Below are 26,199 nucleotides of genomic sequence, written 5' to 3' on the forward strand. Positions count from 1 at the left end.
ACTGGTTAATTAATCGGTCTTTCGCATGAGTAGAAAAGCAGTAAACAAAAAGCTTAGCATACGAGTAAGAATGGGTCCTGTTCATACATGGGCGGGGCTGATTTTAAGTGGGCTTATTTTTGCAATATTTTGGACTGGTACTTTGTCTGTATTTGACAAAGAAATAGACCGCTGGATGATGCCAGATACTCGCATTAACTTAACGAAAGTAACACCTTCGTTATCGGTAGATAAAGATATTATTCAGTCATTGAGTGAGCAGCAAAATGCAGCTGCTTACTGGACAATTGTGTTACCGCGTAAGCGTATACCATATGTAATCAAAGCAGCTTCATATAAAAAGCCTCGTCGCCATGTTCGGAAGTATTTTCATCCAGTTACGCTTGCATCATTAACAAATGCGAACAGGCCTAATGCTAGTAACTTTATTTACCCTTTCCATCATAACTTGACGCTGCGTAAAGATGATTTAGGGGCATGGCTGGTAGGGATTGCAAGTATTGCAATGCTCTGTCTGTTAGTTTCAGGCATTGTTATTCATCGGCGAATATTTACCGATTTTTTTTCTTTGCGTTTATTTCGTAAGTTCAGCAGAGCTAATTTAGATCTGCATAATTTAACGGGGGTTGTGTTACTACCATTTACTCTTGTTATAACGTTGTCAGGGTTGATTATTTTACAGCAAATCTATTTTCCTCAATTAATTAGTCGCGTTTATCAGCAAGCTATTAGTGTTGAGAATGGTAATAAGACCGCGAATGAAAAAGACGCTCAGCGTTTATTTTCAGCAAAGGTGCTTGGTCATATTCGTGAGTCTGCCAGCGGAGAAAAAGGTCATTTTTCCTCTATTGAACAGATGATCTTAAAGGCTGAATTAGATTGGGGTGAAGGAAGCGTTTATTTAGTACGAGTAAATCACCCTGGTGATACTAATAGCTCTGTTGTGTTTAGAAGACATAGTGATGATTCGGTTACAAAAAGTAATGATCATAAGCGTTTTAATACCATGACAGGGGAACCTAAAAGGTCATTTACCGGCTCGCAAGCTGTTGGCATTTGGAACTTTATTAGTGGCATACACTATATCCAATTTGATCACTGGCCACTTCGTTGGTTGTATTTTTTTGCTGGTTTAGGTAGCTGTTTATTAATTGCTACGGGCTTATTACATTGGACCACCGCGAGTAATAAAAATTACCTAACCCCTCCTCTTAATGTTGCTCTAATGAGTGTGCATAATATTGCGGTTATAACCGGCGTTATTGCTGCAACAGGTGTGTTTTTACTTACTAACAGAGTAAGGGATATATCCCCATATTTGGATACTATTATGGGAGATAAAGCTGAAATATATGCATTTTTCAGCGTTTGGTTACTTAGCTTGTTGCATGCTTTGCTAAGTGTTTTACGAGATAGATCATATGGATATTTAAGGGCTTGGGCACAACAAAGTGGATTTATTGCTGTTGTTGCTGTTTGTGCCGTTATTTTAAACTGGATGGGAACAGGCGATAGCCTTATTAAAACAGTATTTACAGATACTTACTGGCCTGTAGCGGCTACAGACTTGGTGCTACTAATCGCGGCTGCCAGTGCTTTTTGGGCTAGCGTAAAGTTACGAGCTCATTATCAAGAGAGGTTTTGAAGAATTTTATGATGCACATCGGATTAATCGCGTCGTTTGTCTGTGCTTATGTTGGCCTTAGTTGTTGGGCTATTAGTCAAACTCAGCATTGGCGTACTGTTATTGGTGGACCCTTTCCAAGCCAAGAGATGGTTAGAACACAGCGTTTTTTTGGCATGGTTATGGTGGCATTGTCATTAATTATAGCGTTGTTTAATGATGGCTTTAGTTTTGGCGCGTTGGTGTGGGTTTTAATATTAAGTTTGGCGGCGATTCTAGTCGCATTTTCTTTGGTGTGGTGCCCAAGTTTATTGAGCTATATCAACAATGTTATATCGTACTTTCATTTTGCTAACGCAGTGGAAAAAACCAATAAACCGTAATGTTACTTTTAGTTTTAGGTGAAAAAAATGGTCGTAAAAGACTCAGTGATAACTGATCTAAATAATCGCGTTAAGCACACTATGGCTGTTTATAAATGGCTTTATAGTATCTGTATGGTGTTGCATTCAATTGTTATTTGCTTGCTTTGTTATATTAGCAGCTCGCAGCTTGTAAATATTACGGGGACGGTGCTTTTTCATTTAGGTATGGCGTGGACTGATGCTGTTGTTGTTGCAAGTATGACAGGCTTTATCTACTTGCCGGTTATTTTAATGTGGGCTTTTTCTCGAGGAAATACGTTATTAACCTGGGTAAAAGTAATCTGCTTTACAGGTATAACCTTGGTTACAGCTTGGTTAGCTGGGGCGTTGGTATGAAAACTGGATTTAGATTTAGCATGAGTGCCCTGCATACTTGGGCAGGCCTGCTGTTAAGTGGTTTACTGTTTGCTATTTTTTGGACCGGCACGCTATCAGTATTCGATAAAGAAATAGATCGCTGGATGATGCCGCAAACGCGAATTAATATGGATACAGCACCTAAATTATCTGTTGATCGCGATATTGTTCCTTTACTCAATAGTCTATCTAAAAGCGCTACAGCATGGAGTATCGTACTTCCTTCTGAGCGCAAGCCTTTTGTAGGGCTGGGTTATGATACTAAAGAATCTCATATAGCTAAGCGGAATAGTTTTCACCCAGTTACTTTAGATCAGCTTCATGCATCTAATACGCGAGGTGCAAGTCGCTTCATTTACCCATTTCATCATAACCTTACGTTACGCAAAAGCAATATTGGTGCTTGGCTGGTGGGTATTGCAAGCATTGGCATGTTGTGTCTTTTGGTTTCTGGAATAGTGATACATCGTAGATTATTTACAGATTTCTTTTCCTTTAGAGTGTGGCGTAGCTTTAGCCGAGGTAACCTTGATGCGCATAATCTAACCGGGGTTTTACTGTTGCCGTTTACCTTAGTCATTACTTTGTCTGGATTAATGATTGCGCACTTAATTTATTTTCCGAAAGCCCCCGATGCTGTATATGAGCAAATGCACCCACAATCAGCAGCATATACGCAGAAAACTCCGGCTAAAGAAATAACGCCCTTGCGGCAGAAAATCGATAATAAAAGTAAAACCCCTAAAGCCAGAGAAGGTGCAGGTAATTCGCCTGCGAGGCGGCGTTTTATTGGTGAGTCACAAGGGCGAGTCACTCCTAAAGCGTCCGGCGAATTTGCAACCATTACATCTATTGATCCTTTAATAACTGCCACTGAAGAAGAGTTGGGCCGTGGTGCTGTTTATATGGTGCGGGTAAGTAATCCAGCGGATGCAGAAGGTGTGATTGCGCTTCGCTTAAGTAGTGATAAAAGTGTTGCACAAAATATGGATAACCGACGGTTTTCTGTTGCAACTGGTGCAGATCTTGACCACTTTGAGTCGTCCTCAGTTACTAATGTATTTAATTTTATAGCGGGTATGCATTATGTGCAGTTTGATCATTGGCCATTACGTTGGTTTTACTTTATTGCAGGGCTTGGAGCGTGTGTGCTGATAGCCACTGGACTGATGCATTGGACACAAGCTCGTAATCAAAAACATGATGGCACACGTTTTAGTATCTGTTTTATGAATGTTCATAACCTAAGCGCAGTTATGGGGATTATTGTCGCAACGGGGGCTTTTTTAGTCGCAAACCGGCTATTTAATAACTCAGTGCATTTTGCTGGAGTTTTAGTTCGTGATCTTGAAGTGTACGTGTTTTTTAGTGTGTGGATGTGTTGTGTTTTGCATGGCGTGATCAGGGTGCTTATTAATAAGCGCAGTGGTTATATTAAGGCGTGGGGTGAGCAATGCTGGGCAATCGCTTTTATTGCCATTTCAGCGGTTATATTGAACTGGCTCACCACTGGAGATCACCTAATTAAAACTTTATTTAAAGATACTTATTGGCCAGTTGCAACCATTGATTTGTTGCTAATTAGTAGTGCTGCAATCGCAATTTTTGCAGCGCGAAAGTTGTCAGCCAATTTAAAGTTAAATATTGGTCGTTAGGTAGTTGTAATTATTTTTGCTTACCTAAAGGTAGGTAAATAAAAAATTGATAAAATTAAAAGTTGAGACCGTTGATGAAATTAAAATTCTATTTGCTCATATTTGTACTATTTCCATTTACCTGTTTATCTCAGGATTCGGCCAGTATAGATAATAGCCAAGTTACTTCTGCAATTAATAATGAAACTAGTATCAGTGAGACCGCACCTTTAGAGTTTGATTCAGCTGTAGCTGATATAACAAAAGATGTGAAAGAAAATACAATAGCCGATGTTGACGTTATGAACACACCTTCTTGGTACAGCACGGCTATAGAACTTATAAATACAGGCGGTGCTGTAGTATTAATATTACTATCGATGTCGGTTATTGCATTAACTATTATCTTAATAAAGCTTATACAGTTTCAAAAAGCACGTATTTGGCAACGCCAATCTGCAAAGCGAGCACTTGCTTTATGGCAGCAAGGAAAATGTGAAGATGCACTGAATTTAGCTGATAGACATCCAAACCCAATAACGCTTGCAATGGCGCGTGCGTTTAGGGGAATTACACACAATGTTGCCGAGCCTGCGATACGTGAGGACGTTCTTAGGTTTGGTAGTGATACGCTTTTTCGTTTAAGACGTGGCTTTCGTCCGTTAGAAGTCATTGCTTCTTTGTCGCCATTGCTTGGCCTATTAGGCACAGTGTTGGGTATGATTTCAGCGTTCCAGCAATTAGAAGATGCAGGTAATAAAGTGAATCCTGCTATTTTATCTGGTGGTATTTGGGAGGCGCTACTGACAACGGCTGTGGGATTGTGTGTGGCTATACCTGTGGTGGCGCTATTAAATTATTTAGAACGCCAAGTAGACCATTTAGCACACGAAATGGACAATTTATTAACACAAGTATTTATCACTGATTTGTCGCAGCAAGGATGCGAAGCTTTATATCAGGGCAGCGCACAGCAAAAGAGTGCAGTGCTTTCGCAGGTTAATTCAATGCAGGCTGAGCATGCAAAAAGCGTATAATCAATTTCCAGCATTATCAGCTAAACAGGCAAAACGAAAGACCTTGGTGAGCCTGACGCCGTTAATTGACGTGGTATTTATTTTGCTCATATTTTTTATGTTAGCTTCGAGTTTTACAAAATGGCATAGCGTTGAAGTAAATAGTAGCAGTAGCAATGCAGGTGGCTCTTTAACAACAGATTTACCCCCGTTTTTAGTGCAAGTGGCCACCGATAAGCTGTTACTTAACAACAGCGAAATTACGCTTAGTAGTTTGTTAAAGCAAGCCAAAGTAAAGCCGAGTGAACAAGCAATAATTCTACAACCTTTAGGTGACACTCCGGTGCAGGCATTGATCGACATTTTAGATGAATTAAATGCTCAAGGGATCGCACCTCTACAGTTAGTTCAAGACCCAACATGGCAGGCAAGTAAGCAAACTAAGATACGTGCCAATATGCCCTTGGAGGTGCTTTAATGCACTTCCCTGAACGACGTCCAGATCAAACTGAAGAGCGTATTTTACCGCTAATTAATTTAGTCTTTTTATTACTTATTTTTTTTATGATCGCAGGTAGTTTAAGCGCAACAGAGCCATTTGATATTACTCCTCCCACTTCGAGTAGTGAAACAGCGCAAGAGGTAGAAACAATTGTTGTGTTAATGAATAAAAAAGGTCATTTTGCGTTAGATAATCAGCCGTTATCAGAGCTGGATTTACTTACCGAGATTACAGATATCATTAAGCGTAGTCCTAATGCTGAGATCACTATAAAAGCGGATGCAGACCTTGTTGGAAATCATTTAGTAAGCTTTACACATGAGTTATATAGTATCGGCGTCAAAAAATTACAATTACTGACTGAGCAGGCGCAGCAATGAAAGGTACAATTTTAAAGTTAAGTGTATGGGCTTGGCTTGGGGCACTTTTACTTGCAGCTTTAGTACATTTAATACTATTTTTTTTAATTTTTTATTCGCCATCCGTTGTCCAGCAAAATAGCACGCAAGCTAGTGCTAACTTAGGAGTAGAGATTTCGTTAGGGCCGCAGCATATTGAAAAAAGTGACCTGACTAGCTCTTCGGTAAGTGCTGCAAATAAAGATAAGATTGAGCTTAAATCAGAACCTAAGGTAGAGCGCAAACCAGAGCTTAAACCGGAGCCTAAAGAACCTAAAGCTGAGCGCAAACCAAAGCTTAAACCAGAGCCTAAACCGCAACCTAAGGCTGAGCGCAAACCAAAGCTTAAACCAGAGCCTAAACCGCAACCTAAGGCTGAGCGCAAACCAAAACTTAAACCAGAACCTAAACCCCAAGAAAAACCAGTCCAAGCTACAGAGTCTGCAAACTTAGCAATAAAAGCAGAGAGTATTGTTTCCAGTAATAAAAAAGTTACTATGAATAATCAAAGCACCAGCCTTAATAAGGAAGCTATTAATACTAGCTTTGCATACAAAAAAAATTATGCAGCAACCTTATTAACATGGTTAGAAAAGCACAAAGAATACCCAAGAATGGCTAGAAGTAGGCGCCAGCAAGGCACAGTAATCGTATACTTTATAGTTGATCGTGACGGTATTATTATTACAAGTCGTATAGAGCAAACATCGGGTTACTCTGCGTTGGATGATGAAGCTCTCAAAATGTTAGCGCGCGCGCAACCACTACCTGGTATTCCGAATGATATTGAAGGTAATAGCCTTGAGCTTGTTGTACCGGTTGAATTTTTTATAAGGTAATATTCTTACTTGTATAATGAACAAACCCGTAATTAAATTAGTTACGGGTTTTATATCATTTAGACACTTTTAGCTAATTTAGTGACGATTGACTCATCAGGATTTAAATTTACATAAACTAGGGTCTGTTGACCTTTGCGGATTAATATTTGTTCAAACTAGGGGCAATTTAATCGCGGCGCGAGGTTTGTAACCTAGTGGGCTAAGTAAAAACCGAGTAACAAAGAGTTTATCGCCCCTAGGCAGAACCCGAAGGGCAGCGCATGCTTGGTATTTATGCTGCGTTATCGCCTATTTATGGGGAATAACCACACTTCATAGGCTCTGCCTTGCCTAAAAACCAAACACACTGCTGCAAATTAAACCATCAAAGATCAACACGTCCTAGCTAATATTGCTATGCAGCAAATTAAAACTTAGAAGGTGCTGGTGGTATCACTAAGGGTTGTTTAGGATTTTCTTTAAGCTCCTTTAATAACTCTTGTACAGCACGTTCTATTGATGGATCTTGGCCTTTATAAATAAGCTCTGGACGATCGATTACTTTAATATCTGGTGCAACACCTTCGTTTTCTATGATCCAGTTACCTTTTGTATCTAAAATACGGAATGTAGCAGCAATTACTTGTCCGCCGTCTACAAGGCTTGGATTACCAGAAATACCAATTAAACCACCCCATGTACGGGTACCAATTAGCTTACCTAGACCAGCCTGGCGGAAGTAGTAAGGAATTGCGTCACCACCAGAACTTGAATAGCCATTTATTAGCATGGCTTTAGGACCATTGTGTGCAAACTGCGGTGTTTTAGTTGGCTCTACACCACGGCGTTTCCAATAGTTAAGCGGTTTACGCGCAAGCCAAGTGATCATATGCTCAGGAATAAAACCGCCGCCATTGTAACGGTCATCAATAATCATGGCATCTTTGGTTGTTTGCGGCATGTAGTTTTTAAACATGGCGCGGTTGCCCTCATAGGCTGTATTTGGCAGGTGCACATAGCCAATACGCCCACTTGATAGCTTATCAACGTAGGCTGCACGCGAATTAACCCAGTCTAAATAACGTAGGCCTTGCTCACTTGCTATCGGTTTTACAGTTATTTGCCATGCGCCTTTGCTACGCGGCTTGTTGTTTAGCACTAACTCTACTTGCTCACCTTGGGTGTTTTCAAGTAGTTCGTAAAAGTTAGCAACGTCTTTTACTGAGCGGCCATTTACCGCAATAATGTAATTGCCGTTATGTGCTTTTACGCCTGTAGTGCCAAGCGGTGAACGGAAATCGTCATGCCAGTTTTCACCTTTAAAGATTTGTTCTATTTTTACATAACCAGATGGATCGCTTGCAAGCTTAGCGCCTAATAAACCATGGTTTTTACGCTCTGCTTTAGGCATATCACCCGACTGCACATAAATATGGCCAGAGTTAATTTCACCGGCAATTTCGCTAAGAACATAATCAAGATCGCTACGATGGCTAATGGCATCAGCCATAGGTTGGTACTTTGCTAAAATAGCATTCCAATCTTGACCGTGGTGGTTTTCATCGTAGAACCAGTCACGCAGTGTACGCCAACCCTCAACATACATTTGTTGCCACTCTGCTTGCGGATTAATTTTAAGCGTCATTTTGCTTAAATCGAGCTTATTTGCGTCTAGGTCTTGCTTTGGTTTAGGCTCTATTAAGCTGTAACCGCCACTTGTGTGTACAAGTAGGTGTTCGCTGTTGCTCGATATAGTGTAATTGCTAACACCTTTAGCGACTGTTTCTAGCTCACTGTCGTGCTCGGTACCTATAAGTTGTAATGCGCCATTAGCAAGCGTCAGTACGCCGTCTTTTACTGCGGTTAAGCCACGGTAATCGCCCGCTGGCGCGTTAAGAGCGGTAACACGCTGCATAAAGTCGCTGCTTTGCAGTGCGTTTTTAACTTTTTTGTCGTCTTCTTTTTCATCTTCTTTATCTTGGACAATCGTGGTTTCATCACTTTGTAAGGCAATAAGCGGTTTAACACTGTCGTTTACTGCGGCCGCATAAATACGGGTGGCGCGGTTAAACATGTAGTCAAACTCGTAACTGCTAAACGCAAGGTTAAAGTCGCGCTCAGAGCTAAAGTAAAGGTATTGGCCATCTGGCGAAAAGGTTGGGTTTTGCTCGTTACTCATTTCGTCTGTTAGGCGCGTCACCTTTTCTTTTTTAAGGTTGTAGTGCCACAGTGAGGCATAACGGTTTTCGTTATTTTTAACAAATACAATGTCTTGGCTGTTAGGCGACCAAGTATATTGAGTAATGCCGTCTTCGTCATAAATACCGGTATCAATTTTGTGTTGCTTGCCCGATTTTGCATCTAACCACCAAAGTGTGTTGTTTTTATCTGAAAACAACAACTTAGAGCTATCTGGTGACCAAATGGGCGTAAAGCGCCAAATAGTGCCATTGCTAGTGAGTTGCTTAATAGCATTATTTTTACTGCGATCTTTTAAGTAAATTTCGTACTCGCCGCTTTCATCGCTCATGTAGGCTATGTAGCGCCCATTTGGTGACCAGCTTGCATCTATTTCGCGGCTTTTCTCTGTGTAAGATAAGTTGCGTGTAGGCCCTTGTTTAATTGGTACGCTAAACAGCTCACCACGGGCAGTAAATACAGCACGTTTACCATCGTGAGAGAGCGACATAGAATCAATAAAATCGCTAACATTTTTGCTATACGGCATTGCGTATTGGCGCACGCCAGCAATGTTAATGCTTAGCTTAGCGCTTTTTTGTGTTTTTGCGTCAAAGCGATATAAATAACCGCCGTTTTCATAAACAATCGCATTTGGGCCCGCTGAAGGCCAAAGTACGTCAAAGTTTTTATAGTTGGTAAGTTTTTTTGGTTCGCTGCCTTTGCGGTACTGGTAAAGGTTTAGCGTGTAATCACGGTCAGACACAAAGTAAATATCGTCACCAACCCAAGTTGGTTGCTGGTCGGTTGCACGGTTTGTAGTTAGTTGTTCTGAGGTGTTTTTTTCTAAATCATAAATCCATACATCTTGCGCACGACCACCACGAGTACGTTTCCACGTACGAAACTCTCGGTCAATTGGCGTATAAACATACTTGCTGCCATCTGGAGATAGCATGCCGCCACCAGTTTCTGGAATCGCTAATGGCTGTTCAAGTCCGCCATCTGCAGGAACCATGTAAGGGCGGCCCATACGTTTTCCCCATGGTGTGCGGTTAGCTCTAAATACCACATTTTTACCATCGGCGGTCCAATCTAAAACGCGGTAATCAAAACCTCCACGCGGTGGCATTGGGCCAACGTCATTATAATAAGTAAGTTGCTTTAGGTTTGAACCGTCGCTGTTGATCACATAAATTTGTCGGCTACCGTTATACTCGGCTGAAAATGCAATGCGCTTACCGTCAGGGGAAAACTTAGGAAATGTTTCAAAGCCAATATGGTCGGTTAAGCGTTTGCTTTCGCCTGTTTGCGTATTCGCAATATAAATATCGCCACTGTAGACAAAGGTAACGGTTTGGTTATGGATATCAGGAAAGCGGAGTAAACGAGTGTCTTTAGTCTCATAGGCCGATACACCCGGCGCGATTGCTGCAGCCAAGGCAAGAGCCAATGTTGTTAGTTTTTTCATGGAATTACATCCTATATTAATAGCTATCCCATCATAACAATAAGGTGCAAAATAGCGATGCACTTACGATAAAAGGTCTGTTACAAAATGTGAATAAAAAAGGTTGGCATTAAAATGCCAACCTTCAAGGGAGTACTCTTTTTAAAGCGTAAAATTAATGTACGTGGTCGTGCTCTTCCTCTTGTGCAATACCTAACCAAGTGATCGCGGCTGGTGGGAATGTAAGTTCTAGTTCACCTTCAATTTCTAAGTCTTCTAGGTGTACTTTTACAACGTGTTGGGCTATTGGGTCGGCTACGTAAGCAAACTGACCGTTTTGCGCCACTGTCATACTAAACTTCATGCCTTCCGGCATGGTTGTTACGTCTTCTTGCGTGATATCAACTTGGCCTGCTAGCTCCCAGTGCATTTCGCCGTCGTGCGCATGTGCCTCAAGTACGTTTAAAAAGCCTAAGCTGTCTAAAACTAAAAAGTGCTCGCCATTCGCTGAGAAAGAGTAAGAAACAGCGCTTGCGCCATCGGCTAGCTGCCATTCTAATTCTTCCATTTCAGCTTTTGCAGGATTTATACTCACGATCACAGCAGGGCCGCCACCGTGACCAGACGCTACGCCAATAAATGTCTCGCTATCTTCGTGGCCATAAATACTACCAATACGTAAATCGCCAACGGCTGCAATGTTCGCTATTTTTTCAGCTTCGTATTCATCATCGTGCTGGTGGGCTAATAACACACCATCGCTACAGCCAAATGCCACATAGTCATGGTTTTGTGCTGCGCCGTGTAAATCAGGGCATGTAAGTTCTAGCGTTTGTTCAAGTTCGTATTCGCCATCATGAAAGTGATAAACCCCCACTTGGTCAGGCAGGATTTTAGCGTTTGATGTACTTTGAGCATCATCGCGGCGAATGGTCGCTAATAAGTGCTCACCACGCGGCTCTGCTACACCATGCATATTAATGTCGTAACTAATACCAGGTAAGGTCGCTGTTGCGTTTGTTATGTCGTTATCTGTTAATACTTCAACAGACGCAATTGTGCCTGATGCTGCATCACCATCATAAAATACCGCTAATTTACCATCGTGCTTTACCAAGTGAGTAGGGCGACTGCCGCTAGTTAGCTCATAACTGCTAAACTCAGGGCTTTGTTCGTAATCATGAAGGTGTGCGCCGTGATCTTCACGCCATAAGCCACCGTCTATAAAGCCGAGGTAATCTTGAGCGCGGCTAGCAATCACGGCATAACGAAAGTCAGGCGACGACGATAGCGTGTTTGAATCATTAGTAAGAGTGAATGTATCAAGAAGCTCATTGTCGTCTAAGTCGAAAAAGTTCGCTTCGTTGCTATCGCCAGCAAGTATCGCAAGCCTACCTAATGAATCAATAGTGTATTTATCACCGTGGTCGCCACCATCGCCATGATCGTGGCCGTCATCAGGTACTTCTATTGGGTCTTTTTCGACAATGTTTGTTTCTGCATCACCACAAGCGGTGATTAATGTGCTGCTTATTGCCAGTGCAATTAATTTTAATTTGAATAGTTTAGTCATGTTAATTTCCTTTATTTATAATTTTTTAGCGCTTAAAAGTAACCGCGAATACCTAGTGCAAAGCTACGACCTGGACGTGGCGCTATATTCTTTAAAAATGAGCTATGCACGCGCGCTTCTGTGTCTGTTAAGTTAGTGCCTCGTAGATACACAGACACATCTTGATTTAGCACTGATAAGTCATATGAAACGCTGGCATCAAGCATGGTATAGCCGTTTGTAGCTGTTTCTTCTGGTGCTGTGCGGTCTTGCTCTTGATAGCGAGTTACGTGGAGGTGCGCACTCAGCTTATTTGTTTGGTAGCTAAACTCAGTACCAAAACGTAGCGGTGGTGTGCGTGGTAAATCGCCACCGTCTTTAAGACGTGCACGAACGTAATCTGAGAATAAATCAACTTTAAACTCATCGGTTAACTGCCATGCAAATTGGGCTTCAAAGCCATGTAAAATTACGTCATCTGTTTTAAATAAATAAACTGGGAGTTCAGATGAGTGATCATGCTCGTCACCGTGGTCATGATTATGCTCATCACCATGGTCGTGGCCGCTTTCGGCGTATAGGCCTGTGTCGATTTGGTAATAATAATTGTCGACTTGGTTGTAGAAAGCATTAAGAATGAAACCGATATCACCTTGGGTTTTACGAAACGTTAAATCAATATTGTTTGCTGTTTCTAGGTCAAGCGCTTGCTCAGATAAACCAAAATGGCCGTCTTCATGAATATCAAATAGTGCGCCTACTTCATAAGTGGCTGTGCCTATATGAGGCCCGAATGATAATAACTCTGAGGCAGAAGGGGCACGCTCAGAACGAGATACCGATAAACCCAAGTTGTAACTAGGTGCAAAATCCCACACCACACCAGTTGATAAACTGACTGGAGTAAACTCTTGCTCTACATCAAATACGCGAATGATATCAGTGTGTTCTTCGTGGCTGTGCTCATGATCAACATTTTCATCATGTGCGTGTGCATCAATGTTTGGTAATAGTACGTTGTCTGCATCAATAGTTACCCGCTCAACTCGGCCACCTAATTGCACTAAAAAGTCACCAAAGTGTCTTTCTTCCATCAGTGCTATAGCAAAGCTTTGTGTTTGTGACGGTGGTGTGAATGCCTCAGAGCCTTGCGCTTCAACATCACTGTGTTTGTAATGAAAGCTCAAACCACCATTCCACTGCGCAAACGGGTTATGCATTAAGTCTACGCGTAACTCATTGGTTTCATTTTCAAACGTGGTACCCACTGCGCCATGTTCAATTTCAGCATGTTCGTAATCTGTAAAACCTGCGCGCAGGTTTATTTTATTAAGCCATTTATTATCGAGGTTATACTCGCCTAATAATTGCACCTTAGTTTGCTCTAAGTCAGCATATACATTTTCTTCGTCGTCGCTATGCTCATCTTCGCCGCCATGAGTATGGCCTGGAATGCCGTATTGACGATTAAATTGCTCAACAGCTATACCTACAAAACCTTGATCAAATAGATAGCTAGTACCTAAGGTAAAGCCGTCAGACTCTTCATTACTATTTGCAACGGTGTAATCGCCACTATGTTCTTCATGGTTATGGTCATTATGGGCAAATTCAGCGGCCACGGGTATTTCATAGTCATCGGCTTCACGCCAGAACGCATCGGCATAAAATGCAAGAGAATCAGTTCCTGTAGTAGCGTTAAACGAGGCTACTTTTTGGTTATCAACAGAGTTGTGCTCAAGGTTCCATTCGCCGCGAGTTGTGCTGTCGGTAGGCACCCGATTATCAACTACATTAACCACACCACCAATGGCGCCGCTGCCATAAAATAATGTGGCAGGGCCACGTAATACTTCGATTTTTTTTGCGGTTGATGCCTCTGATGCAACGGAGTGATCAGGGCCAACGCGAGAAACATCACTGACATCAAGGCCGTTTTGAGTAATTAGAACACGCGGCCCGCTTAAGCCACGAATAATAGGAGTACTGGCTACTTTTGCATGAAAGTTAGTATTAACCCCCGGGAGTTTTTCAAGGCTATCGCCAAGGGTTGCAGCTTGCTGCCGTCTTAATTGTTCGCCAGATAACACGCTAACGGGAGACGAGGATTCCATTGCCGACATGTGAATAGGCGTCGCTTCAATATCAATTACTTCAATGGGTGAACGTTCTAAGTTAAAGGTAATTGACTGGCTTTTATCATCACTAAATGTGATATCTCGATGCAGATGGGCATAACCAGGGGCGGTAATATGAAGTTCTTTTAAACCACTTTTTAAATCAGTTATTACGAACTTACCGCTTGCATCTGTTACTGCTGTTATATCTGAGCCTTCAACTTCTACAGTTGCGTTAGTCACCACTTTACCTTGGTTGTTTAGAACAACACCTTCGATGGTATTTGCAAGTGCATTTGTTGGTAGTAGGGCTGCTATAAACAAAGCTAATTGAGATTTTCGTGTCATTTGAATTCCTTTGCGAATGTTATATTGTATCAATTGTGCTTGAAATGTTATATTGTATCAATAGTTAATTAACTAAAAATCACTCAGGATATATAATTTGGCTACTTCACCTACATAACTTACGTTTAATTTTTATTTAAATTCAGTGCGTTAAGTGTTTCTGTTATTGTTTAGGTGTTGTTCGTGGGGGAGCTGTTTGCTGTAAAGCAAAAGTTAGTTGTTACATTTATTTAGCTCTAGTTAATAAATTTTTAGGTAAAACCACAGCGGAGGCATTGAGCAACAAGGATGGCAAAGTTAAAACATCAGCCCACTACATTAGAGTGGGTAATATGAATAAGCAGCAATTTAAAGAGATGATGGGCTTTGCGATAAAAAGATGTGAAGCCTTTGAAAAAAAATTAACGCCAAAACGTCAGCAGGTATTTGAAATTCTATTGAAAGCAAATAAACCTTTGTCTGCTTATGAGTTAACAGATCAATTTAATAAGCAAATAAATACACCGATTTTGGCAATGTCCGTTTATCGGATATTAGGTTTTTTAGAGTCGGTAGGTCTGGTACATAGATTAAAGTTAGAAAATAAGTTTATACCGTGCAGTCACGTTAATGATGATAGAGAGCATCAACTATCGATGTTTTTAATTTGTAGCTCTTGTAATAAAGCAAGTGAGGTGAATGACCTTAACAATTCGGTTAAATCTTTGTTTAGGGAACTGAAAATGAAAGGGTTTACGCCAGCAACTTCGCAATTAGAAATCTCAGGTGTTTGTTTTGGGTGCCAGCAAAGTACCGCTAACACAATTAAAAAGAAGGATAAATAATGAAGCTGACTCAAACAACAGCAGATAAGCTTGCCATTGGGCTTTCGTTAATGTGCACGGTACATTGTTTTGCAACACCGGTTATTTTAGCGCTGTTGCCAAGCTTTGCTGTACTACAAATAAATGCTGAACAGTTTCACTTATGGGTTCTTGCTGTAGTATTACCAACAAGCTTATTAGCTTTGAGCTTAGGCTGTAAAAAGCACAAACGTATACGTTATATGGCGTGTGGAGTTGTTGGTCTAGTCTTTTTGATAACTGCAGTATTATTAGGCCATGAAGTGGCCGAAAAAACCTTCACTTTAATTGGCTCTGCTTTTATCGCGTTAGCTCATTGGCTTAATTACCAACAGTGTTTTAAAAAGCATGACGAAAAATGCCCGTGTTCAGCAGGTGGATCTGACCAAGTAGCCTAGCAATACAAGGGCTCGATTAGGTATTGGGAATTAATCATTTCAGCTTTTAAGGTTTCTCTATATTTTTGTAGTTAAATAAGGGATATTAAAACTCTTTAATATCCCTTTTCCACTTTACCAATGCTGCAATGAATTCGGGGCCAATACCACAGCAGCCGCCAATAATTGTTGCGCCTAGGCTATGCCATTGTTTAGCAAATGCTACATACTCAGCAGGTGATAAATCGCGGTAACCTTGCGAGCCTTCATTGGCTTTATAGTCGCTGGCTATTGGTGTAAAGCCATTCGCAAAGGCCCCTAAATCAATATTTTTATTCTGCTGTTTTAGCACAGTACTTGTGTCGCGTAGCGCTTGTTCAATGACCTCGGGAATAGAGCAGTTGAAGAATATGCCCGCTATATTATGTTCGAGCAATGCTAAGGTAGCATCGGATACTAATTCACCAGAGCGTAATGTTGCTTGTTCGCTTACTTCATCACTTAAGGTAAATGCGAAATAACATGGTTTGTTTGAATTTTTAAGCACCCTTGCCATTACATGAGCTTCTTCAATACTGGAAATAGTTTCGCCAATCCAAATATCGACATATTCATCTTGTGCTTTATATAGGGTATCTAAAATAGTAAATGCGCGTTCACCTTGGAAAAAATCAGCACGGTACGATCCAAATGCGGGTGGCAATGAACCCGCTACTAGCACGTTTTGTTTAGCGTTTTGAGCCGCTTCTTTTGCAATTACAGCAGCTTGCTGTGCAAGTGCTGCGCCTTGTGCTTGATATAATGCTTCACCTAAATGAAAGGGGACACACGCATAGCTATTTACCGTAATAATTTCTGCCCCTGCATTTATAAAAGCTTCATGTGCTTGAGTTACGCATTGTGGTGCTTCTATTAGAGCTTGCGCACTCCAAAGTGGCTGTGAAAACGGCGCGCCCATGCGTTTAAGTTCACGGCCCATGCCGCCATCTAATATTGTTAACCTGCTCATAATGGACTTCTAAACGTCTAAATATTTAAGGTTATTCAAACATATTTTTTGACAATTCATAATGAAACTTCATCAGGTTGAGTATGAAAAAAGTTCAACATGCTTTAAACAGGCACAAAAAAAGCGACTACCCAGTGAGGTGTCGCTGTTCTTTTTATAAGTAAGCTATTACTTATAAAACGCTTCTACAGTGCCTTTTACTTTCATAAGTAATGGCTGACCGCGACGGTCTAGCGCTTTAGGCGCTGCTACTTTAATCCAACCTTCGCTGATGCAGTATTCTTCAACGTCAAAACGCTCTTTACCGTTAAGAGTAATACCGATTTCATGTTCAAATACTTCTTCTACATAAAATTTGCTACGTGGGTTAATAGACAGTTGATTAGGCAATTCTGGTTTGTTTGTATCAGTCATAATAGTGATCTGCGTTGAATTAATTATGCGCTATTGTAGGCAATAGCAGGCTTATGCTCAAGCAAGAGATCAATAAACTAAGCGGCTTTATTATATTTATATTGTGATGTGCTTTTATAGGGCTGTTACATATATTATGAAAAGGGTTAAGCAGTCGGTGAAAATACAAAAGAGGTTTTATTGATATAAAATTTGGCTGTCACCTTCTTGTCATTAAAATTACCTTTATTAGTAACATCTATTTCCTATAGTGCAGCGGTTGATGTTTTTGAGTTCACACTTTTTAAAATAACCACTACATAACAGGAATTAGGATGAAAATTAAAAAAGTCGCTGCGGCGGTTGGGCTAACATTTATGTTAAGCGCTGCTAGCCATGCAAATGTATTACCACAAAGCCAAATAAATAATAACTGGTATACAAATGCACAAACTACGTTAGCTACTAAAAACACCCAAGCACAAAGTGCACAAGTTACAAAAGCAAAAAACGTGATTTTATTTGTTGGTGACGGCATGGGTATTTCTACCCTAACGGCAGCGCGAATTTTAAAAGGCCAACGAGCAGGTAACCCAGGTGAAGAAGGCTATTTAAGTTTTGAAGAATTTCCATATTCTGCACAAGTTAAAACCTACAACGTAGATGCACAAACTCCCGATTCTGCAGGCACAATGACAGCGATGATCTCAGGTGTTAAAACTGATGTAGGCGTGATTGGTGTAGACGAAGACATTGAACGCGGTGTGTGCTCAACAGTTGCAGGAAACGAGCTTTTAACAGCAACAGAACTGGCTGAAATTAAAGGCCTAGCAACAGGTGTTATTTCTACCGCACGTATTACTCATGCAACGCCAGCGGCAACGTATGCTAAATCGGCAGATCGTAACTGGGAAGATATCTCAGATATGCCCGAGGGCTCAGAAGGCTGTGAAGATATTGCCTCACAGCTAGTTAACTTTGAAAAAAATCTAGAAGCGCGCTTTGTAGGTATTGATGTAGACGGCCTTGATTTTGTAATGGGCGGCGGTCGTCGTCACTTTTTACCAAAAGATGCTGCGGCTAATTCAAGTGACGCAGTGAGCGCTGTTGAAGGTGATCGTACTGATGAGCGCAATCTTGTAACTGAGTGGCAAACACAATATCCAAATGCAACGTACGTTATGGACCAAGCTGGGTTTGATGCTATTGCTGACGATGTAACCCAAGTATTTGGTTTATTTAACGAATCTCACATGCAATACGAAGCCGACCGCAGTAATGACGTGGCAGGTGAGCCTTCACTTACCGACATGACGACTAAAGCGATTGATGTACTGGGTAAAAACGAAAATGGCTTTTTCTTAACGGTTGAGTCGGGCCGAATTGACCACGCACATCATGCGGGTAACGCTTACAACGCACTTAACGACACCATTGAATTTGCCAATGCAGTGCAAGCGGCAATCGATAATACCAACCCAGAAGAAACCCTTATTTTAGTCACTGCCGATCACAGTCACGTATTTACTATTGCTGGTTACCCTAAACGCGGTAACCCAATTTTAGGTCAAGTAGTTGCTGTAGGTCAAACAGTGCCAAGCCTTGCTGCCGACGATATGCCATACACCACGGTAGGTTATGCAAATGGACTGGGTTTTAGAGACTTAGGTGATGAAACTGATGCCGATGCAGCGTACTTAAGCGGCCCAGTCGCTGGGCGTGTTGAGCTAAACGGCGTTGATACAACAACCCCTGGTTTTCACCAAGAAACAACCGTACCACTAGGCTCTGAAACGCATGCTGGTGAAGATATTTCATTGCATGCTAAAGGCCCTGGTGCACAACTTGCTCAAGGTGTAATTGAGCAAAACGTTGTATTTCATCTAATTAACCAAGCACTTGAATTAACTCAGCAATAATGGCGGCGAATATGAAAAAATTAACAGTACTTTCTTTAGCAGTAATGGTCGCGCTAGCGGGTTGTTCAAGTGATGACGATAAAAGTAATAACAACATTATCGCAGTAGATAACGCAATAGCTGTGGGCTCAGCGCAATGTATTAATGGCGGTGTAGAAACGCAAGTGGGCGTAGATACTAACGAAAATGGCCAGCTAGATAGCGACGAAGTTAACTCATCTAACCTAGTGTGTAATGCGCCGGCAACGTCGTTAACTACAGATCAATTAGCTAACCTTACAGGTAACGCATGGTATAGCGACGCGCAAACTAAGTTAGCAGCAACGCAGCAAGCTAATACCGAGGTGGTTACTGAGTCGGGTAAGGCTAAAAACGTGATTTTATTTGTAGGCGACGGCATGGGTATTTCTACCGTTACGGCTGCACGTATTTTAGCTGGCCAGCTTGAGGGCGGCATGGGTGAAGATTATCAACTTAGCTTTGAAACCATGCCTTACTCAGGCTTTGTTAAAACTTATAATGTAGATGCACAAACCCCCGACTCTGCAGGCACAATGACGGCTATGGTGTCAGGTGTTAAAACCGATGTAGGCGTCATTGGTGTAGACGAAGATATTGAGCGCGGCAACTGTTCAACCGTTGCCGGTAACGAACTGGTGTCTTCGCTTGAGCTTGCCGAAATTGCAGGTAAAGCAACCGGCCTTATTTCAACGGCGCGCATTACCCATGCAACGCCAGCGGCAACGTATGCTAAATCGGCTGATCGTAACTGGGAAGATAACTCAGATATGCCAGCAGGTTCAGATGCTTGTGAAGACATTGCATCGCAGCTTGTTAACTTTGAAGCCAACCTAGAAGCACGTTTTGCAGGTATTGATGTAGATGGCATAGACGTAGTAATGGGGGGCGGTCGTCGTCACTTTTTACCAAAAGATGCCGCGGCTAATTCAAGTGATGCAATGAGCGCGGTTGAAGGGGATCGTACAGATGGCCGTAACTTAGTTACCGAATGGCAAACAACTTATCCTAACGGCAACTATGTAATGGATCAAACTGGTTTTGATGCCATTAGCGACGATGCAACAAAGGTATTTGGCTTATTTAACGAATCCCACATGCAATACGAAGCCGACCGCGCAAACGATGTAGCGGGCGAGCCTTCGCTTTCGCAAATGACCGAAAAAGCAATTAACGTGCTTGATAACAACGATAAGGGCTTTTTCTTATCGGTAGAAGCGGGACGAATAGACCACGCGCACCACGCAGGCAATGCATATAACGCGCTTAACGATACTATTGAATTTGCTAAAGCCGTTAAAGTGGCGATGGACAGTACTAACCCAGAAGAAACATTAATCGTGGTCACAGCCGATCATAGCCATGTGTTTACCATTGCAGGTTATCCTAAGCGTGGTAACCCAATATTGGGTAAAGTGGTTGGTGTAGGCCAAACCGAGCCAAGCCTTGCCGCCGACGATATGCCTTATACCACCGTAGGTTATACCAATGGTTTAGGTTACAGAAACTTAGGCAATGAAACTAATGCTGACGCCTCTTACTTAGCTGGACCTGTTACAGGACGTGTTGATTTAACAAATGTTGATACAACAACACCAGGTTTTCACCAAGAGTCATTAGTACCTCTTAGTTCAGAAACCCACGCGGGTGAAGATGTAGGTGTATACGCAATGGGCCCTGGCGCTCATTTAGTAACAGGCACTAATGAGCAAAGCTTTTTATTCCATGTAATGGACTTTGCCGCAGATTTTGTAAAAGCGGCGGATGAAAAAGTAGCGCAATAAATTAACTAGCAAAACAAACAGCCCGCACACTGTGCGGGCTTTTTTGTGTCATACAAATGCCATTATTAAGCGTTATTTTAGAGTCATAAAGTAATGTTTATCTAAGAGATTACCCCAATGAAAAAGTTATTATTTATACTTTCAGCACTGGCCAGCACGAGTGCGCTCGCCCAGCAGTGCGACATTGATGCTGCGCAACTAAAAGCCGACTATAAAATTACCAATCAGCACAAATCGCAGCACAGCACCCAGTCACTTACTCTTTGGCGAAACAATCAGCAGGTGGCGCATCAAAGTGAAACACTAACCGAGCTTTGGCAGCAGCTAAGTAACAACCAGCTTCGTCCTATTCGTTACTTTAATGCCGAACAACGCGGTATTGAGTACCAACCATCGGAGGTACGTGGAGTGCAAAATTGGAGTGCCAAAAGTCAGCTGGTGGATAACCATTTAATTGCAAAAATGACCCTAGTCAGTTCACAAGGTGAGGGTTGTAATGAGGTAAAAAATTACGTGCTTAATGAGGGCGATAACCAATTTAAGCTGGCTTTTCTCCCGCAAGCAAAATTAGTTAAAACTTTTAGTGTGACCAATAAAAAAAGTGATACTCAAACCTTGCTTAGCTTAAATGATGTAAACAGTGATACACCTGCAATTAAGGCTCAGTTTGCAAAATGGGATAACTTTCAAACCACCGATTACGCCGATATTGGTGATAACGAAAGCGATCCATTTTTAGCTAAAATGATTAATCTTGGCTTTATAGAGCACGGCGCCACCGGTTTTTATAACCAGCAAGGTGAGGCTATTCAAGGTGGGCATCATCATTAGCGTTTTTTGGCTTAACCGTGTTTTCGGTTAAGCCATTTTCATAGTCGTTGGCATCACAGGTATTTAAGTCTTGTCGTGCTTGTTTGTCTTGTTGTAATACTTGCTTTAAATCTTCCATACGTTGGCGTACGGCTACGCCATAACTGGCATCATCACCCCATAACTCGGCTAGTTGCAATACGGCAGCACGGTCGTGATCTCTAAATAACTTACCAGCACGCTCAGCATCTTCTTTACTATTACCAAGCAATTGCAATGATTCTATGGCTAAGTTTATGGCTGAGTCGACGGTTTCGCGGTTAAACGCATCTACTTTTAAATTAAGTAATTGATATGCATGGCGGCGATCTATGGCGCGCGCTACTATTTTTAATTGTGGATAGTTTTTATGCGCCAGCTTAATTATCTCAATGGTTTTATCAGGGTTATCAATTGCAACAACCAGCATTTGTGCTGTGTGCGCGCCTGCGGCTTCAAGCAGTTCTTGGCGTGCCGCATCACCATAAAATACGGTATTACCAAACCGGCGCAGCAGTTCTATTTGGCTTGGGCTGTGATCAAGTACGGTAATTTCGTAGCCTTGCGCATGTAATAAACGCCCCATTATTTGTCCAAAACGACCGTATCCGGCAATGATCACATGTTTGGCTGTGCTTATTTGTTCTGGTTTATCAAACTCAGGTGCCGTGGTGCTATAGTTGCGCTTTTGAATTTGCTCATACAGCATAAGCAGTAAAGGTGCTATTAGCATGGAAACGGCAACCACAAGGGTAACTAAATTAGTTTGCTCTGGGGTTAAAATACTCAAGGTGGTTGTTACACTAAGCAGCACAAAGGCAAACTCGCCGCCCTGAGCAAGGGCTAAGGTAAATAGAAGTTGTTGTTTACGGCTAATATTAAAAGCAATTGCCAAGGCAAATAAAATACAGGCTTTAATGGTAATTAATAACACCACTAATGCAATCACGGTACTGAATTGGTTAAATAGCAATTCAAAATTAATTGATGCGCCAACCGTGATAAAAAATAATCCCAGTAATAAGCCTTTAAAGGGCTCTATATCGGCTTCTAGCTCGTGTCTAAATTCACTTTCGGCCAATACAACACCGGCTAAAAAAGTACCGAGTGCGGGCGATAACCCAATACTTTGCATCACCAGCGAAATAGCCACCACTAAAAACAATGCAAAAATAGTGAATATTTCACGCATGTGGGTTTGTGCTATGTATCTAAATAATGGTGCCGAAACATATTTACCGCCAGCAATGATAGCGGCAATAACAGCAACAGAAACCCCTACTTGCTGCCAAATAGGCCAGCTAGCAATGATGGAGTCGTTAATGTCTTTTGAGTTACCTTGTGGTGCAAAAGCGAGTAGCGGAAGTAGCGCTAAAATAGGAATAATCGCAATATCTTGAAATAATAAAACCGAAAATGCATTTTGCCCAGCTTCTTGTTTTAGCCAGCCTTTTTCTTCAAGGCTTTGCAGCACAATAGCAGTTGAAGACAGCGCGAGCATTAAACCAATAGCTAAAGCCGTTTGCCAATGCATGGCAAAAAACCAATAACAAAAGGCAAAAATAGCCGCTGCACTTAGTACCACCTGTAATCCGCCAAGCCCTAATATTGAGTGGCGCAGAGTCCACAAACGCGAAGGTTGCAGTTCAAGGCCAACTAAAAATAACATCATCACAACGCCAAATTCGGCAAAGTGCATTACATCAGTTTGGTCGCCTACGACACCTAATGCATATGGGCCTATCAAAATGCCTGCAATTAAATAACCTAGCACAGAGCCAAGTCCAAGTCGTTTTGCTATGGGAACTGCAACAATGGCAGCAGCTAAGTAAATTAAAGCTATTTCTAACACGTGCTTACCTTATTAACGTTGAGATAAATAGCATGGCTTAGGTGCGTATAAAATACAATGAGTTATGTGGATATATGCTGTTATTTGTTGTGTGCGTTTTAAAAACGCACACAACAAGGCTAAATATTACATATGTTTATAATAGCTGATCTTGGATCGTCAGACGCTGAATAAAAAATAGTAATAGGCCAATTATAAGTGTTCTCAACGTTGCTTTCGGTTACCGTCACCTCAAATTTAGCAGTTGCTGGTAGGTCTATAAGCAGTTCGCTATCTAGGTAGGTGCTTCCTGATTTTTGCAAAACGAGTGCCTGAGTTTGGTTAAATTGATATTCAAAACGTGCAGAGGCTAGCAGTGTTTCGGTCATGTTAAAGTTTACGTTAATGGTATCTGGCCCGGTAAACTCAGGACATACAAATACGGTAACCTCCACGCTTTGAAATACGGGTAAACTGTTTTGTTCTAAGTCTATCGTAAAGTTATTTTGGGTAATTGCGGGAGAGTTATAGATGGCATTAGCAAGGCGCGGATCGTTGCTGGTTATAGTAATGTTTTCACCTTCAGCTAAGTTAAGTGTTTCGTTAAACTGACCTGCGCTATTTGTGGTGTACGGCACATTGTTAATTGTGAGTTTGGCATTACTAATTGCGGTTCGTTGCACGTTGGTAATTTGCCCTTTTATGTTGCCCGTTATTTGCGATGAATTAGTAGCTGTAACCGAAAACTGAGTAATGGCTTGGTAGTTGTCAGCATCAGTTACCGTGAAAGTTAAGATATAGTTACCAGTTAGATCGGGTGTTAATTCGGTTATGTTTTGGTTGGTGCTACTTAAACTAGCAGATGAACCTGTTGGTGTAGAGAGCTCCCATTCATAGCTAAGCGCGGTGCCCTCTGGATCATAGCTTTGGCTTGCATCAAAGTTAACGGTGCTACCAACGGTGCTGTAGCGAGCTTTATCACCGGTATGAATAATAACGGGCTTGGCGTTTTGTGTAACATTAATAGTGAGTGTTTGTGTGTCTGAAAACTGCTCACCATCATTGGTTTTAAGTGAAACAACAACTTGCCCTTCTGCTGGCGCGCTAAGCGTGGGGGCTGAGCTACTTGTACTGCTTAATACAGCTTGATTTGACGACGAAACTATTTCCCAATGGTAACTTAAAACTGCGCCTTCGGGGTCGTAACTGGCTGAGGCATCTAAAGTAACTTGCTCATTAACACTAATTGAAGACTTGTAACTTACTAGAGTAACTGGTTTTTTATTATCCTTTGTATGCAGCACCGAGGTTACTTGTGGTGAGCTGAGTTCACCGTCAGATACAACTAGGGTAACAACGTAATCGCCTTCAACATCAGCAGTAAGCGAAGGGGTAGCCGATGTGCTTTGCTGTAATTGCGCAGTGCTACTTTCAGGTTTTGCTTGCAGTTGCCAGTTGTAAATTAGAGGGTCGCTATCGGGGTCGCTACATTGTAGGCATTGTAGGGTAGTTAATGTATTTAAGGTTATATCAGTTTGCTCTGCAAGAACGGCAATAGGCGCTTTGTTTTCGGTGGTAACGCTTAAGGTTACTTGCGCGGTATCACTTAGATTACCTTCATCGGTTACGCTTAGGGAGATCGTGTACTCACCCAATTCATTCGATGCAAAGCCTGCATTTTTGGCAATTGCATTCGATAAGCTTGGGTCGCTGTTCTCAGGCTTAGAGGTTATTGCCCATTGATAACTTAGCGTGTCGTTTGCATCTGGATCGGTACTTTGTTCACCATTTAATGTTACGAGTTGGTTGGGTGAAAGTGTACTGTTTTGAACTGAAATAACAGCGTTTGGCGCAGAATTTACAGCAAGCTGCTCACTTTTTATAAGTACGTTACTATTAGCGGTATCACCAATTGAGTTAGTAATAGTTAATTTAACGCTGTATTCGCCTAGTTTATCAGCAACAAATTGGCTGTTAACGCGGGTGCTATTTTCAAGTTGTGCAGCGCTTGATGTAGGTGTTTTGATAAATTGCCATTGGTAGCTATTAATTACCGCATTAGTAGCGGTGCTTTGTGCTGCTGTTAATTTAACTACATCACCTTGTTTTACGGTTTGTGTGCTGCCTGCGTTTGCAATGAGCTGTGCGTTTGAGGTAACGGTAATTTGTTTGCTTACTACCGAGCTTGAAATTTTGCCGTCGTTCACAATCAGCTTTAAGGTGTAATTTTGCGCTTGTGCTACCGAAAACGTCACAGTGCGTTGGTTGTTAGTATTAAGCGGTATGTTTTGTTGCTCGTCTGCGCTAAGGAGTTGCCACTGGTATGTGAGTGTATCGCCGTCAGGATCGCTACTATTTGCAGCACTAAAAGTAATGGGTGTATTGGTTTTATATTCTGATTGTTCAGTGCCAATAACAGCCACTGGTTGTGCATTTGTGCTAACTGGGGGAGTGACTTGCTTAGTTTCAGAGCTGCCTGAACCACCACACCCGAGAAGTGTGAGTAAAGTGGGTAATATAATTAAAAGTATCCGTTTCATATTAATATCCTTATAAAATTAAACATTAATATGTACCTAAAAAAGAAATAAAGCAAAAAAAAACAAAGTTTTTTGTCGCTCTTTAGTGATTTGGTTTTTAGTTACTGGTTTAGTTAAATAAACGCGCTTATTGCGTGTAAAAAATCAACCGAAAACCCACTTAAGTGAACGCATTACTGTTATGGTATCGTTTATATATCGAGCCATATTTTTAT

20 protein-coding genes are annotated in these 26,199 nt (G+C 41.6%); 13 read left to right on the forward strand and 7 right to left on the reverse strand.

Annotated elements, in window-relative coordinates; translation table 11 throughout:
* Window positions 1-25 precede the first annotated feature (25 nt).
* From P3J6_RS02300 to P3J6_RS02335, 8 genes are all read left to right on the forward strand, one after another.
* Complete coding sequence (locus P3J6_RS02300) at window positions 26-1,645, forward strand: PepSY-associated TM helix domain-containing protein (RefSeq protein WP_198522136.1); 1,620 nt, start codon at window positions 26-28, stop codon at window positions 1,643-1,645.
* An 8-nt stretch (window positions 1,646-1,653) separates the two neighbouring features.
* Window positions 1,654-2,007, forward strand: coding sequence for a DUF3325 family protein (locus P3J6_RS02305; protein ID WP_198522137.1), 354 nt, complete (start codon window positions 1,654-1,656; stop codon window positions 2,005-2,007).
* A gap of 27 nt (window positions 2,008-2,034) precedes the next feature.
* Complete coding sequence (locus tag P3J6_RS02310) at window positions 2,035-2,385, forward strand: hypothetical protein (protein ID WP_198522138.1); 351 nt, start codon at window positions 2,035-2,037, stop codon at window positions 2,383-2,385.
* Entirely contained in the window at window positions 2,382-4,061 is a 1,680-nt protein-coding gene (locus P3J6_RS02315) for a PepSY-associated TM helix domain-containing protein (RefSeq protein WP_198522139.1), read from the forward strand. The genes P3J6_RS02310 and P3J6_RS02315 overlap by 4 nt, the downstream gene beginning before the upstream one ends.
* A gap of 74 nt (window positions 4,062-4,135) precedes the next feature.
* A complete protein-coding gene (locus tag P3J6_RS02320) occupies window positions 4,136-5,077 on the forward strand; it encodes a MotA/TolQ/ExbB proton channel family protein (protein WP_198522140.1) in 942 nt (313 codons plus the stop codon).
* Entirely contained in the window at window positions 5,061-5,534 is a 474-nt protein-coding gene (locus P3J6_RS02325) for an ExbD/TolR family protein (RefSeq protein WP_198522141.1), read from the forward strand. The genes P3J6_RS02320 and P3J6_RS02325 overlap by 17 nt, the downstream gene beginning before the upstream one ends.
* On the forward strand, window positions 5,534-5,938 hold the full coding sequence (locus P3J6_RS02330) for an ExbD/TolR family protein (protein WP_198522142.1): 405 nt from the start codon (window positions 5,534-5,536) through the stop codon (window positions 5,936-5,938). Before P3J6_RS02325 ends, P3J6_RS02330 begins: the two co-directional genes overlap by 1 nt.
* A complete protein-coding gene (locus tag P3J6_RS02335; RefSeq protein ID WP_198522143.1) occupies window positions 5,935-6,795 on the forward strand; it encodes an energy transducer TonB in 861 nt (286 codons plus the stop codon). The genes P3J6_RS02330 and P3J6_RS02335 overlap by 4 nt, the downstream gene beginning before the upstream one ends.
* Before the next feature lie 409 nt (window positions 6,796-7,204).
* On the opposite strand, the gene P3J6_RS02340 is transcribed toward P3J6_RS02335, so the two are convergent.
* The 3 genes from P3J6_RS02340 to P3J6_RS02350 all read right to left on the reverse strand — a co-directional run bounded on the left by P3J6_RS02340 (window position 7,205) and on the right by P3J6_RS02350 (window position 14,422).
* Window positions 7,205-10,426 carry a S41 family peptidase gene (locus P3J6_RS02340; protein ID WP_198522144.1) on the reverse strand — a complete coding sequence of 1,074 codons (3,222 nt, stop codon included), beginning with the start codon at window positions 10,424-10,426 and terminating at the stop codon, window positions 7,205-7,207.
* A gap of 154 nt (window positions 10,427-10,580) precedes the next feature.
* Complete coding sequence (locus P3J6_RS02345) at window positions 10,581-11,978, reverse strand: 5-methyltetrahydrofolate--homocysteine methyltransferase (protein WP_198522145.1); 1,398 nt, start codon at window positions 11,976-11,978, stop codon at window positions 10,581-10,583.
* Between the two features lie 32 nt (window positions 11,979-12,010).
* Window positions 12,011-14,422 carry a TonB-dependent receptor gene (locus P3J6_RS02350; protein ID WP_198522146.1) on the reverse strand — a complete coding sequence of 804 codons (2,412 nt, stop codon included), beginning with the start codon at window positions 14,420-14,422 and terminating at the stop codon, window positions 12,011-12,013.
* Window positions 14,423-14,754: 332 nt separating this feature from the next.
* Between P3J6_RS02350 and P3J6_RS02355 the strand changes: the two genes are divergently transcribed.
* Complete coding sequence (locus P3J6_RS02355; RefSeq protein WP_033103593.1) at window positions 14,755-15,246, forward strand: Fur family transcriptional regulator; 492 nt, start codon at window positions 14,755-14,757, stop codon at window positions 15,244-15,246.
* Window positions 15,246-15,662: a MerC domain-containing protein gene (locus P3J6_RS02360; RefSeq protein WP_198522147.1), complete on the forward strand. Its 417-nt coding sequence runs from the start codon at window positions 15,246-15,248 to the stop codon at window positions 15,660-15,662. Before P3J6_RS02355 ends, P3J6_RS02360 begins: the two co-directional genes overlap by 1 nt.
* Before the next feature lie 85 nt (window positions 15,663-15,747).
* Here P3J6_RS02360 and P3J6_RS02365 read toward each other — a convergent pair whose 3' ends face one another.
* Together P3J6_RS02365 and P3J6_RS02370 are read right to left on the reverse strand one after the other, a co-directional pair.
* Entirely contained in the window at window positions 15,748-16,650 is a 903-nt protein-coding gene (locus P3J6_RS02365; RefSeq protein WP_198522148.1) for a homocysteine S-methyltransferase family protein, read from the reverse strand.
* A 168-nt stretch (window positions 16,651-16,818) separates the two neighbouring features.
* Window positions 16,819-17,064, reverse strand: coding sequence for a DUF3297 family protein (locus tag P3J6_RS02370; protein WP_008112798.1), 246 nt, complete (start codon window positions 17,062-17,064; stop codon window positions 16,819-16,821).
* Window positions 17,065-17,378: 314 nt separating this feature from the next.
* Between P3J6_RS02370 and P3J6_RS02375 the strand changes: the two genes are divergently transcribed.
* The 3 genes from P3J6_RS02375 to P3J6_RS02385 all read left to right on the forward strand — a co-directional run bounded on the left by P3J6_RS02375 (window position 17,379) and on the right by P3J6_RS02385 (window position 21,595).
* Window positions 17,379-18,962 carry an alkaline phosphatase gene (locus tag P3J6_RS02375; RefSeq protein ID WP_138608663.1) on the forward strand — a complete coding sequence of 528 codons (1,584 nt, stop codon included), beginning with the start codon at window positions 17,379-17,381 and terminating at the stop codon, window positions 18,960-18,962.
* Between the two features lie 11 nt (window positions 18,963-18,973).
* Window positions 18,974-20,764: an alkaline phosphatase gene (locus P3J6_RS02380; protein ID WP_198522149.1), complete on the forward strand. Its 1,791-nt coding sequence runs from the start codon at window positions 18,974-18,976 to the stop codon at window positions 20,762-20,764.
* Between the two features lie 117 nt (window positions 20,765-20,881).
* Window positions 20,882-21,595, forward strand: coding sequence for a hypothetical protein (locus tag P3J6_RS02385; RefSeq protein ID WP_198522150.1), 714 nt, complete (start codon window positions 20,882-20,884; stop codon window positions 21,593-21,595).
* Here P3J6_RS02385 and P3J6_RS02390 read toward each other — a convergent pair.
* Both P3J6_RS02390 and P3J6_RS02395 read right to left on the reverse strand, forming a co-directional pair.
* The gene (locus tag P3J6_RS02390; RefSeq protein WP_138608607.1) at window positions 21,570-23,465 is read right to left on the reverse strand and encodes a monovalent cation:proton antiporter-2 (CPA2) family protein; all 1,896 of its coding nucleotides are present in this window, start codon (window positions 23,463-23,465) and stop codon (window positions 21,570-21,572) included. The two genes, P3J6_RS02385 and P3J6_RS02390, sit on opposite strands and share 26 nt — an antisense overlap.
* A 119-nt stretch (window positions 23,466-23,584) precedes the next feature.
* Window positions 23,585-25,984 carry a PKD domain-containing protein gene (locus P3J6_RS02395; protein WP_178956785.1) on the reverse strand — a complete coding sequence of 800 codons (2,400 nt, stop codon included), beginning with the start codon at window positions 25,982-25,984 and terminating at the stop codon, window positions 23,585-23,587.
* Between the last annotated feature and the right edge of the window lie 215 nt (window positions 25,985-26,199).

Origin of the sequence: Pseudoalteromonas sp. 3J6 (assembly GCF_903995135.1) — a bacterium.
GTDB lineage: Bacteria > Pseudomonadota > Gammaproteobacteria > Enterobacterales > Alteromonadaceae > Pseudoalteromonas.